The organism is Limnohabitans sp. MMS-10A-178 (genome assembly GCF_003063375.1).
Classification (GTDB): domain Bacteria; phylum Pseudomonadota; class Gammaproteobacteria; order Burkholderiales; family Burkholderiaceae_C; genus Limnohabitans_A.
Genome location: NZ_NERY01000002.1, coordinates 152,420 through 164,906, shown reverse-complemented (window position 1 = coordinate 164,906; position 12,487 = coordinate 152,420). Strand labels below are relative to the sequence as shown.

7 protein-coding genes are annotated in these 12,487 nt (G+C 50.8%); 2 read left to right on the top strand and 5 right to left on the bottom strand.

Annotated elements, in window-relative coordinates; translation table 11 throughout:
- Positions 1 to 103: 103 nt before the first annotated feature.
- Both B9Z32_RS09760 and B9Z32_RS09755 read right to left on the bottom strand, forming a co-directional pair.
- The gene (locus tag B9Z32_RS09760; protein WP_108421236.1) at positions 104 to 2,008 is read right to left on the bottom strand and encodes a propionate--CoA ligase; all 1,905 of its coding nucleotides are present in this window, start codon (positions 2,006 to 2,008) and stop codon (positions 104 to 106) included.
- Positions 2,009 to 2,184: 176 nt separating this feature from the next.
- On the bottom strand, positions 2,185 to 2,796 hold the full coding sequence (locus B9Z32_RS09755; protein WP_108421235.1) for an isochorismatase family protein: 612 nt from the start codon (positions 2,794 to 2,796) through the stop codon (positions 2,185 to 2,187).
- Positions 2,797 to 2,893: 97 nt separating this feature from the next.
- Between B9Z32_RS09755 and B9Z32_RS09750 the strand changes: the two genes are divergently transcribed.
- Positions 2,894 to 3,484: a C40 family peptidase gene (locus B9Z32_RS09750; protein WP_108421234.1), complete on the top strand. Its 591-nt coding sequence runs from the start codon at positions 2,894 to 2,896 to the stop codon at positions 3,482 to 3,484.
- A 58-nt stretch (positions 3,485 to 3,542) separates the two neighbouring features.
- On the opposite strand, the gene lpdA is transcribed toward B9Z32_RS09750, so the two are convergent.
- The 3 genes from lpdA to aceE are packed head-to-tail and all read right to left on the bottom strand — an operon-like array spanning position 3,543 to position 9,782.
- Positions 3,543 to 5,390, bottom strand: a complete 1,848-nt coding sequence (gene lpdA / locus B9Z32_RS09745) for a dihydrolipoyl dehydrogenase (RefSeq protein WP_108421233.1) — start codon at positions 5,388 to 5,390, stop codon at positions 3,543 to 3,545.
- Positions 5,391 to 5,401: 11 nt separating this feature from the next.
- Positions 5,402 to 7,063, bottom strand: coding sequence for a dihydrolipoyllysine-residue acetyltransferase (gene aceF / locus B9Z32_RS09740; protein ID WP_108421232.1), 1,662 nt, complete (start codon positions 7,061 to 7,063; stop codon positions 5,402 to 5,404).
- 22 nt (positions 7,064 to 7,085) lie between these two features.
- Positions 7,086 to 9,782, bottom strand: a complete 2,697-nt coding sequence (aceE, locus tag B9Z32_RS09735) for a pyruvate dehydrogenase (acetyl-transferring), homodimeric type (protein WP_108421231.1) — start codon at positions 9,780 to 9,782, stop codon at positions 7,086 to 7,088.
- A gap of 134 nt (positions 9,783 to 9,916) precedes the next feature.
- On the opposite strand from aceE, the gene B9Z32_RS09730 reads away from it, so the two are divergent.
- Positions 9,917 to 12,463 (top strand): PAS domain-containing sensor histidine kinase, encoded by a 2,547-nt coding sequence (locus tag B9Z32_RS09730; protein WP_108421230.1) that lies wholly within the window; start codon positions 9,917 to 9,919, stop codon positions 12,461 to 12,463.
- Positions 12,464 to 12,487 lie beyond the last annotated feature (24 nt).

Below are 12,487 nucleotides of genomic sequence, written 5' to 3'. Positions count from 1 at the left end.
GAAATACCTTCCGCGACACGGCTGAACCGGTTGGCGGATGCGACTGTGGCATGGGAAGGGCCTAGTAACAGGCGAATTATCCCATTGATTTGCTGCGAGCAGCTTATTTATTTGATGCTTTGACCAAATCAGCAATTTGGAGCAACGCGCTGGGATCGTCCATGGTGGTCAGATCTCCAGGGTCTCGGCCCTCACAAACAGCTTGAATGGCGCGGCGCAGCAGCTTCCCGCTGCGAGTTTTGGGCAAAACAGACACAAAGCGAACGCGTGCTGGACGTGCCACAGCCCCCAAAGAGTTGTCGACCACCTTCATGATTTCGCCTTCAAGCTTCAATAAAGCTTGTGGGTCATTCAACAGTGCGCCGTCTTTGAGCACAGCAAAAGCCATGGCCACTTGGCCCTTGAGGTTGTCGGCCACCCCCACCACAGCCACTTCCGCTACCGCAGGATGTCCTGAAATGCTTTCCTCGATTTCACGGGTGCCCAAACGGTGACCGGCCACATTAATGACGTCGTCCGTTCGGCCCAAGATGAAAAAGTAGCCATCTTCGTCTTTGATACCCCAATCAAAGGTGGAATAAACCATCTTCCCTGGTACCGTGGTCCAGTAGGTTTTGACAAACCGATCGTCGTCGCCCCAGACAGTTTGCAAACAACCAGGGGGCAAGGGTCCTTCGATGGCCACCACGCCTTTTTGATGAGGCTGAGTGAGTTCTTCACCCGTTTGATCGTCTAACAATTTGACGTCGTAACCATAAACAGCTTTGCCTGGTGAACCAAACTTGCTCAATGTTTTTTCAATGCCATTGCACACCGTCAAAATGGGCCAACCCGTTTCGGTTTGCCAATAGTTGTCAATGATTGGTTTGCCAAGGCCCTCTGAAATCCACTTGGCGGTTGGTTCGTCCAAGGGTTCGCCTGCCAAAAACAATGCTTTCAGGCTGGATAAATCGTATTTGCTCAGCAACGCAGGATCTTGTTTTTTTAACACCCGGATGGCTGTAGGTGCGCTGAACATGACAGTTACTTTGTACTTCTCAACCAAGCTCCACCAGATGCCGCCATCGGGGCGAGTTGGTAAACCTTCGTAAAGAATGGTGGACATACCGCCTATGAGTGGGCCATAAATGATGTAACTGTGGCCAACCACCCAACCTATGTCGCTGGTGCAGAAGAATGTCTCGCCAGGTTTGCCACAAAAAATATTGGGAATGCTAGAAGCCAAGGCCACCGTGTAACCACCGGTATCACGCTGAACACCTTTTGGTTTACCAGTGGTGCCAGAGGTATACAAGGTGTAGCTTGGATGAGTGGCATCCACCCACTCGCATGGCACCACATCGTGCATGTGTTTTTCACGCAAGCTAGACCAGTACACATCGCGACCTTCGGTGATGGCCATTTTGGCAAGACCCCGATCAACCAACAATACCGAATTTGGTTTATGTGAAGACAAGCGAATGGCTTCGTCCAGCAATGGCTTGTATTCCACGACCTTGCCGCCACGTGAACCTGCATCGGCACTCAAAATGACTTTGGGTGATGCATCTTCAATGCGTGAAGCCAAGGAGCCAGAGGCAAAACCACCAAACACCACAGAGTGAATGGCACCAATTCGAGCACATGCCAGCATGGCAAAGGAAGCCTCTGCAATCATGGGCATGTAAATCAAGACACGATCGCCTTTTTGGACGCCCAATGACAACAAGGACGCGGCCATGCGTTGCACTTCAGCATGCAATTGTTTGTAGGTGTAAGTGCGTTCTTGGTCTGTTTCAGTTGAAACAAAAATGAGCGCTGCTTGATCGCCTCGATCTTTTAAATGGCGATCGATGGCGTTGTGGCACAAATTGGTCTCGCCGCCATTGAACCATTTTGCAAATGGCGGATTGCTGTAGTCGCAAATTTCTTGCGGCGCTTTGTGCCATTCAATTTGTTGGGCTTGTTCTGCCCAGAAAGCATCACGGTCTTGAATAGAACGTTGGTGAAAATCTGAAAATCGACCCATGGTGTCTCCTATCGACGCTGGCAGGGAAATTTATGCAATAAACAGTCTTATTTTGCAATCAATGGCAAGCGAGCCTTGCACTCAACTCGGGTGAATAGATCTCGTCTTCTGAATTTATAATTATTCATGATGGACTTGCTGGAAGCTGACTTTCAATGCAAGAAACCCTATCCCAGTTAAGCCAAGGCCTTGATCCAGGTCTGAACTTGCTTGAAATCTGGATTTTCAGCGGAACGAAGCCATTCAAACAAAACCATTTCAGTGGTTAACAGCTCAGCACCAGCCCCAGCCAACCGATCAAAAGCAGCGTCTCGATCGCGATCAGAACGTGATGCACAAGCATCGGTGACCACCCAAACGTCAAATTCGTCTTCGAGCAAATCCAAAGCAGTCTGAAGCAAGCAAACATGAGCCTCACAACCCGCAATAACCACAGAAGGGCCTGAATCTGGCTCTGGCGGCTTCTGCAAATGACGAGGCAGACTTCTTGCGTTGCCCTTGGGAGCAGCCGGTGCTGGTGGACTTAACCACTCGCCCAAGCCCTCCTCTACAGCACTGAAAGCCATTTTGGCCAGCACCCGTTGGCAATGCTGACGTATCTCTGGAGAAGTTTGGCCCAATCCGGAGGGGTTTTGCTCAGTGGCCCAGACCGGCACATTGAGCAATTTGGCAGTCCGTGCCAGCACCTCTGCACGTTGCCACACAGCCTGGGCATCCTTCATGGCGGGCATGAGCTTCAATTGGTAATCGACCAAAACCAATTGAGAGGATTCAACTTCAAGTAGCATAAAAATAAACCTTGGTACTCAATATTTGTGATTTTCAGGGATATACCCGTCATTTTGGGGTGCCATCTCCGAGAAGTTGGCATTAAACTGCCTTGCTATGCGCTTGATTCTATGTGGACTCGTCTTTTTAACAACGGCAGCCTTGGCCTCGCCCGTTGAGGACGACCTTGAGCGATTGCTTAAGGAGCGTGGTTTGGTCTCCCAAGTGACCGATCAACTCACTCAGCAAATTAGCAACCAACTGAGCGGCCCGCTCCAGTCGGCCCGCAACACCTTTGGCGGTAAAGCCTCCGAGATGGTCATTCAGGCAATGGGCCTTTTGGGCGTGCCTTACAAACTGGGCGGCTCTTCTGAGGAGAAAGGATTTGACTGTAGCGGCTTTGTGCGCCACATGTTTGAAAAATCAGTTGGCTTGGTGTTACCTCGCAGGGCTGAAGAGCAAGCTAGGGTGACTGAGGAGATCAATAAAAGTGAACTCAAGCCCGGCGACTTGGTCTTCTTCAACACCATGAAACGCACGTTTAGCCATGTGGGTATTTATGTTGGAGATGGCAAATTCATTCACGCACCTAGGCCAGGTAAATCTGTGCGTGTTGATGACATGCGAGAAGCCTATTGGCAAAAAAGATTCAACGGTGCAAGAAGAGTCCAGTCGGACAAACTTCATGCTGAGCCCTCGCAAAATTAGGACTTTCATTCGCAAGAAAAAAACCGCCCGAAGGCGGTTTTTTTTCTGAGGAGAAGACTTATTTCTTAGCCGGTGGCAAATCTGTACAGCTGCCATGGGCCACTTCAGCGGCCATGCCAATGCTCTCACCCAGGGTTGGATGGGGATGAATTGTTTTTCCAATGTCTACCGCATCAGCTCCCATTTCGATGGCCAAGGCAATTTCACCAATCATGTCGCCAGCATGTGTACCCACCATGCCGCCGCCCAAGATCTTGCCATGGCCGTGGGCCTCGGGTGAATCATCAAATAACAACTTGGTTACACCTTCATCACGGCCATTGGCAATGGCTCTGCCAGAAGCTGCCCATGGGAACAAGCCCTTCTTAACCTTGATGCCTTGGGCCTTGGCTTGGTCTTCAGTGAGGCCCACCCATGCCACTTCGGGGTCGGTGTAAGCCACACTGGGTATGACCCTCGCATTGAAGGCGCTGGCAGCCAATTCCTTGTTACCTTGAATTTCACCAGCAATCACTTCTGCCGCCACATGTGCTTCGTGCACTGCCTTGTGCGCCAACATGGGCTGACCCACGATGTCGCCAATGGCAAAGATGTGCGGCACGTTGGTGCGCATTTGAATGTCCACCGGAATAAAGCCGCGGTCAGTGACGGCCACACCAGCTTTGTCTGCTGCGATTTTCTTGCCATTGGGCGTGCGACCCACAGCTTGCAAAACCAAGTCATAAACTTGCGGTGCAGGCGCGGCCACACCCTCCTCTGCCGATTCAAATGTGACTTCAATACCAGCCTTGGTCGCCTTGGCGCCAACGGTTTTGGTTTTGAGCATGATTTTGTCAAAACGATGGGCATTCATTTTTTGCCAGATCTTGACCAAATCACGGTCAGCGCCTTGCATCAACCCGTCCATCATTTCCACCACGTCTAGGCGTGCGCCAAGCGTGCTGTAAACGGTACCCATTTCCAAACCAATGATGCCGCCGCCCAAAATGAGCATGCGTTTGGGCACTTCTTTCAAAGCCAATGCGCCAGTGCTGTCTACCACGCGCGGATCGTTTGGCATGAAAGGCAAACGAACTGCTTGACTGCCAGCTGCAATGATGCAGTTCTTGAAAGCCACAACTTTTTTCGTGCCAGTTTTTTCTTGGCCAGTACCCGTGGTTTCCTCAATCACCACATGGTTGGCACTGACAAATTCACCCACGCCGCGCACAGTTGTCACTTTGCGCATCTTGGCCATGGATGCCAAACCGCCCGTTAATTTGCCAATCACTTTTTCTTTGTGCGTACGCAGCTTGGCGATGTCCACTTTGGGGGCACCAAAATCAATACCAAGGTCTGCCATGTGGCTTACTTCATCCATCACAGCAGCCACGTGCAACAGGGCTTTGGAGGGTATGCAACCGACGTTCAAGCAAACGCCGCCCAAGGTGGCATAGCGCTCTGCGATAACCACTTTGAGGCCCAAATCTGCAGCACGGAATGCAGCTGAATAGCCGCCAGGTCCCGCACCCAGTACCAGCAAATCGCACTCAATGTCGACTGTACCGCTGTAGGAAGATGCATTGAAAATGGGGGTGGCAACTGGGTCCTTTGCAGTCTTTGCGGCCGCCTCGACAGCCGGTGCATTGATCGGAGCAGGTACTGATACAGGTGCAGAACTAGCTGCTGCTTCACCATCCAACACGAGCACGACAGACCCTTGTTTAACCTTATCGCCCAACTTCACTTTGAGTTCTTTGACTACGCCAGCTTGTGAGCAAGGAATTTCCATGGAGGCTTTGTCCGACTCCACCGTGATCAAACTCTGCTCAGCCTTCACGGTGTCGCCCACCTTGACCAGCAGTTCAATGACGGCTACTTCGTCGAAGTCGCCAATGTCTGGAACTTTGATATCAACTAATGCCATGCTTCAGCCTCTCAAAGTAGAACACGGCGGAAGTCGCCAAGGATTTGACCCAAATACGCATTGAAGCGTGCCGCAGCGGCACCATCGATCACGCGGTGATCCCATGTCAATGACAAAGGCAACATGAGGCGCGGTACAAATTGTTTGCCATCCCAAACCGGTTCGTGCGTGCTTTTGCAAACACCCAAGATGGCCACTTCAGGTGCGTTGATGATGGGCGTGAAATATTTGCCACCAATACCACCCAAGCTAGAAATAGTGAACGTAGCACCAGTCATCTCTGCAGGGCTCAATTTGCCATCACGGGCCTTCTTGGCCAACTCACCCATTTCTTGGCTGATTTGCAAGATACCTTTTTTGTCGGCGTCTCTAATCACGGGCACCATCAAACCATTGGGTGTGTCAGCTGCAAATCCAATGTGCCAGTAGTTTTTGTAAACCAAGGCATCGCCATCCAGTGAGCTGTTGAACTCTGGATATTTTTTCAGTGCGGCCACGCAAGCTTTGATCAGGAATGCCAACATGGTCACTTTGATGCCAGATTTTTCATTCTCTTTGTTGGTTGAAACACGGAAGGCTTCCAATTCCGTGATGTCGGCATCGTCATGATTGGTCACTGCGGGAATCATGATGGCATTGCGCAACAAATTGGCGCCACTGATTTTTTTGATGCGGCCCATTTCTTTGCGCTCAATGGGACCAAACTTGGCGAAATCAACCTTCGGCCAAGGAATCAAACCAAGTGCGGCACCGTCGCCTCCGGCTGGTGCTTTGGCAGCTTGTGCTTTGGTTTGAGTGGCACCAGCCATGACGGCTTTGGTGAAGGCTTGTACGTCGTCAAAAGAAATACGACCTTTGGGGCCGTTACCCTTAACCTCTTCCAGCGGTACGCCCAATTCACGGGCAAATTTACGAACTGAAGGAGATGCGTGGGGTAATCCCAAAGTGATAGAGCCAGGGTTGTGCGCTGGCGCAGAAATAGAAGCTGTTGCGACGGCAGGGGCAACTGAAGGCGCCGATGCTGCAACTGATGCGGCAGCATTCATAGCTGCAACAGGTGCAGCGGCAGCAACACTGCCTTCCAAAATTGCCAGCAAGTCTCCAATGTTGACCTTGTCGCCAATCTTAACTTTCAGTTCCTTCAAGACACCCGCAGCAGATGATGGAATTTCCATCGCAGCTTTGTCTGATTCCACCGTGATAAGCGACTGCTCTACCTTGATGGCGTCACCCGGCTTCACAAAAATTTCAATGACAGCAACGTCTTTGAAATCTCCAATATCAGGAATGAGAACTTCGACAGGGCCAATGGCCGCAGGCAAGGCAACAACAGTTGCTGCTGCAGTGGCCACAGGGGCAGTTGCAGCTGCAACTTGAACGGCAAGTGCAGCAGTTGGAAGCGCATCAGTTGCACTTGCTAATGAAGCTACGTCGCTGCTGGCCTCCACCATCAACACCACGGAGCCTTGTTTGACTTTATCGCCCAACTTCACGCGGAGTTCTTTCACCACGCCAGCAGTTGAGGAGGGAATTTCCATCGATGCTTTGTCTGATTCAACGGTAATCAAAGACTGCTCGGCCTTCAAGGTGTCACCCACCTTGACCAAAAGCTCTATGACGGCCACTTCATCGAAATCACCGATGTCTGGAACTTTGACTTCTACCAATGCCATGTGTGTCTCCAAATCTTTTTTATCAAGCGTACAAAGGATTGACCTTGTCGGTCTTGATGCCATATTGCTTCAATGCTTCAGCTACTTTGGCAACCGGCACTGCGCCCTCTTCGCTCAAGGCTTTGAGTGCGGCCACAACAATGTAATGGCGATTGATTTCAAAGTGCTCTCGCAATTTGCTGCGGAAGTCGCTGCGACCAAAACCATCGGTACCCAACACTTTGAAGGTGCGACCTTTTGGAATGAAAGAACGAATCTGCTCAGCATAATTTTTCATGTAGTCAGTAGATGCAATGACAGGGCCGCCATGCTTCGCCAACTGCTGTGCCACAAACGGCACACGGGGAGTTTCCAAGGGATGCAACATGTTGAAGCGCTCTGCATCTTGACCATCACGCGTCAATTCGTTGAAGCTTGGGCAGCTCCAAACATCTGCCGCAACACCCCAGTCATTGGCCAGCAACTCTTGCGCTGCCAAGGATTCACGCAGAATAGTGCCCGAGCCCATCAACTGCACGCGTGTTTTGTTTTTGCCGCCTGCTTTGCACAAGTACATGCCCTTGATAATTTGCTCTTCCGTGCCAGCCGTTAGGCCAGGCATGGCGTAGTTCTCATTGAGCAGCGTGAGGTAGTAGAAAACGTTGTCTTGTTTTTCCACCATGCGTTTCAGGCCATGGTGCAAGATCACGCCCACTTCATGTGCGAAGGTGGGGTCGTAGCTGATGCAATTGGGAATGGTGCCTGCCAAAATGTGGCTGTGGCCGTCTTCGTGCTGCAAGCCTTCGCCGTTCAATGTGGTGCGACCTGATGTGCCGCCCAACAAGAACCCGCGCGCCTGCATATCGCCCGCCGCCCAGGCCAAATCGCCAATGCGCTGGAAACCAAACATGGAGTAGTACACATAGAAAGGCACCATGATTCGGTTGCTGGTGGAGTAACTGGTAGCCGCGGCAATCCAGCTCGACATACCGCCCGCTTCGTTAATGCCCTCTTGCAAAATCTGGCCCGCTTTGTCTTCTTTGTAGTACATCACTTGGTCTTTGTCGACCGGCGTGTACTGCTGACCTGCAGGGTTGTAAATGCCAACTTGACGGAACAAACCTTCCATACCGAAAGTACGAGCTTCATCTACCAAGATTGGAACAATGCGCGGTCCCAAGGCTTGGTCACGCAAGAGTTGCGTGAGGAAACGGACGTAAGCTTGTGTGGTCGAAATTTCACGACCATCTGCAGTAGGCTCCATCACAGACTTGAACACATCCAAAGATGGCACCGTGAAGCTTTCGTCTGCCTTGGTACGACGGTGTGGCAAGTAGCCACCCAAGGCTTTTCGACGCTCGTGCAAATATCGCATTTCCGGTGTGTCATCGGCAGGTTTGTAGAAAGGCACATTGGCCAATTCACTGTCGGGCACTGGGATGTTGAAACGGTCGCGCATGTAACGCACGTCTTCGTCCGTCAGTTTTTTGGTTTGGTGAACGTTGTTTTTACCTTCACCTGCTTTGCCCATGCCAAAACCCTTGACGGTTTTAATCAGCAACACTGTAGGTTGGCCTTTGGTATTCACCGCTTGGTGGTAAGCCGCATACACTTTTTGAGGATCGTGACCACCCCGCTTCAAGGACCAAATTTCGTCATCGCTCATGTGCGACACCATCTCTAAAGTGCGAGGGTCGCGACCGAAGAAATGTTTGCGGACGTAAGCGCCATCGTTGGCTTTGAAAGCCTGATAGTCGCCATCCAAGGTGTCCATCATGATCTTGCGAAGAGCACCGTCTTTGTCACGCGCCAACAATTTGTCCCAATCACTGCCCCAGATGAGCTTGATCACGTTCCAGCCAGAACCGCGGAATTCACCTTCCAGTTCCTGAACGATTTTGCCGTTGCCGCGGACGGGACCGTCCAATCGCTGCAAGTTGCAATTGACAACAAAGATCAAGTTGTCCAGGTTTTCGCGGGCAGCCAAGCCAATGGCACCCATCGATTCAACCTCGTCCATTTCACCATCACCACAAAAAACCCAGACTTTGCGGTTTTCTGTATTGGCAATGCCACGCGCATGCAAATACTTCAAAAAGCGCGCTTGGTAAATGGCCATTAAGGGGCCAAGGCCCATGGAAACGGTTGGAAACTGCCAAAACTCAGGCATCAATTTAGGGTGCGGATAGCTAGACAAACCCTTGCCATCCACTTCTTGACGGAAATTCAGCAACTGCTCTTCCGTCAACCGACCTTCAAGGTAAGCGCGTGCATAAACTCCAGGCGATACGTGACCCTGGATATACAAGCAATCGCCACCATGATTTTCACTCTCAGCGTGCCAAAAATGGTTAAAGCCTGCGCCAAACATGTGGGCCAGAGATGCAAAGGAGCCAATGTGGCCGCCAAGGTCACCGCCATCAGCAGGGTTGTGCCGGTTGGCTTTAACCACCATGGCCATAGCGTTCCAGCGCATGTAAGCCCGCAAACGTTCTTCAATTTCGATATTGCCAGGGCAGTGGGCTTCTTGATCAGGTTCAATGGTGTTGACATACCCTGTGTTGGCCGAAAACGGCATATCGATGCTGTTCTGGCGGGCATGTTCTAAAAGCTGCTCCAGCAAAAAGTGGGCGCGCTCGCCACCTTCTTTTTCAATCACGGCGGACAAGGCGTCCATCCACTCGCGAGTTTCAATGGCATCCAAGTCAGAGAGGACGTTATTTGGCTGAACGGCTGACATGTTTGTCTCCTTTGTAGGCCGTGGTTGATCTATTTTTTCAGAATTCTCTCACAAAGTTTGAAAAATTTCAAATGGTGCTTTATTGTTTCATATTGTAAAAATTAACCGAAAGTTTTCCCCTAAACTCTCAACTTATGAAGCCGCAAAACGTATCCAAGGCCATTTTGGCCATCAAGCCTGTGTCTTGGTGGAGACGTTGGTGGAAAAAACAAAATCCAGTTAAACAAGATCGATTTGCCACTTTAGCCCCAATAGCAGCTGTCTTGTTATTTTTTACCGCTATTGCTTTTTCTTTTTGGTATTTGCGAGTCGAAGAAATCGATCGAGAGCAAGAAGCTGTTAAGAGAGACGTTGAATACAGTCAACAGCGCTTAAGGCTCCTTTTACTGGAACGCCAAGAACAAATCATGCGCTTGGCCAGAGACATCTCGAACAAAGATGTCGACCTGAAAGAGTTTTCAAAACGCGCCGAAACGCTGGTCGTTAAAAACCCTGAGTTACAAACATTGGCTTGGGTTGATGAAAGGCGAAAAATTTTGGCCATTCAAACAACGCCGAGTGCTTTGATCAACCAAAAATGGCGTGTGGGTGAAGTCTTAAAGTGGGGCGAGTCTGAAAACAGCTACACACTGGCTCGTGACTTGATGCAGCCCATTTACTCCCAAGAGGATGATGGGAGCCTCTCCATCGGTAACAATTCAATGGGGCAAGAAAATTACGCCAAAAATGTGGTCCTCCAACTTCACACACCCCTGACTAACTCGCAAGGCCGCTTCAATGGCGTGATCATGGCAGAGTACGCGGTAGAAAGCCTTTTGAGATACGGCGTCCCGAGCGAAATTTCTGCGAAGTACGCGGTTTCATTGTTGGACAGTGATGGCAACATCATTGCCGGACAATCGATCCCAAAGCGAATCCGTGTTTGGAGTTTCATGCCAGGGATCTCTGGGCAAAACAATGAATTTGAAGTGCCAGTTTCCCCCGTCGGAAATGGGCTCATTCTGCGAGCACAAGCATGGCGAACGTCACAAGACATAGTGGGAAATGGTTTTTTCTGGATGATTGGCGCACTGAGCTTGCTAACCGCTTGGATGCTCATCGGCAATTGGCGGCACACCCGAAAACGGCAACAAACGCAAAAAGAATTGTTTGCTGAGACCAATTTCAGACGGGCCATGGAAAACTCGATCTTGACCGGGATGCGAGCCTTGGATTTGGAAGGACGCATTACCTATGTGAATTTGGCTTTTTGCCAGATGACGGGATGGCAAGAAAATGAACTGATTGGTGCGGTGGCACCCTACCCCTACTGGCCAGATGAAGACCGCGAATTCTTGATGGCACGCCTAGAAGAGGAACTCAGCGGCAAGCAAACCTCTGGGGGCTTTCAGGTTCGAGTCAAAAGAAAAAACGGCAGCGTTTTTGACGCTCGGCTTTATGTATCACCTCTGATTGATGCCAACGGTCAACAAACTGGTTGGATGACATCCATGACCGACATCACCGAGCCAAACCGTGTGCGTGAGCAGTTGGCGGCCTCTTACGAACGCTTCACCATCGTACTGGAGGCCCTAGACGCGTCTGTGTCTGTGGCACCCCTAGGAAGTGAAGAGCTGTTGTTTGCCAACAAACTTTACCGGCAGTGGTTCAGCAACGACACGCATGGGCATTTGAATTTGGTTGAAAAAGCAGGCATGTTGGACATTCGAACTTCCGAAACGGAAATGGACGACGTAGACGCACTGGCAGGCTTACCCACCGAGAGTCTCACTGTTGCTCCAGCGGAACGGGCTGAAATTTATCTAGAACATTTGGACAAATGGCTCGAAATTCGAACTCGCTACATCAACTGGGCTGACGGCAGACTGGCTCAGCTGGTTATTGCCACAGACATCACCGCTCGCAGACAGGCCGAAGAATTGGCCACGCAGCAAGCCGAACGTGCCCAAAACGCCAGCCGCCTGATTACCATGGGAGAGATGGCCTCTAGCGTGGCCCACGAACTCAACCAACCCTTGACAGCCATTTCAAACTATTGCAACGGCATGCTCTCTCGCATCAAAGGGCAACAGATTGATGAGAAAGACTTGATTTGGGCCTTGGAAAAAACCTCGCATCAAGCGCAAAGAGCTGGCCAAATCATTCACAGAATTCGAACCTTTGTAAAGCGAAGCGAACCAAACCGCACGCCATCAGAGGTGCTGTCCATGGTTAATGAAGCGGTGGAATTGGCAGAAATTGAGCTCCGCAGGCGCAATGTCAGGCTGTCCCACTACGTTGCGGCGCGGCTTCCTCAGCTCAGTGTCGACCCCATCCTGATAGAGCAGGTGCTGATTAACTTGATGAAGAATGCAGCAGAGTCAATTGACAATGCAGAAAGACCTGTCGGAAAACGCCATGTCGAGTTGAGGGTCGTTCCCAAGGTCATCGCCGCCCAAAATACGGTGCATTTTTCAGTGACAGACACTGGAAAAGGCCTACCACCCCAGGTGATGGGAAGACTCTACGAGGCCTTCTTTTCCACCAAAGTGGAGGGCATGGGCATTGGTCTGAACCTCTGCCGAACCATTGTTGAGTCACACCAAGGCAGAATCACTGCCGAGAACCTCTACAATGCCGACGAAGTTGTTGGATGTTGTTTTTCCTTTTGGATACCCGCCACGGCCATTTCGCCACATTGAATTAGCAAATAGAACTGGGAACCC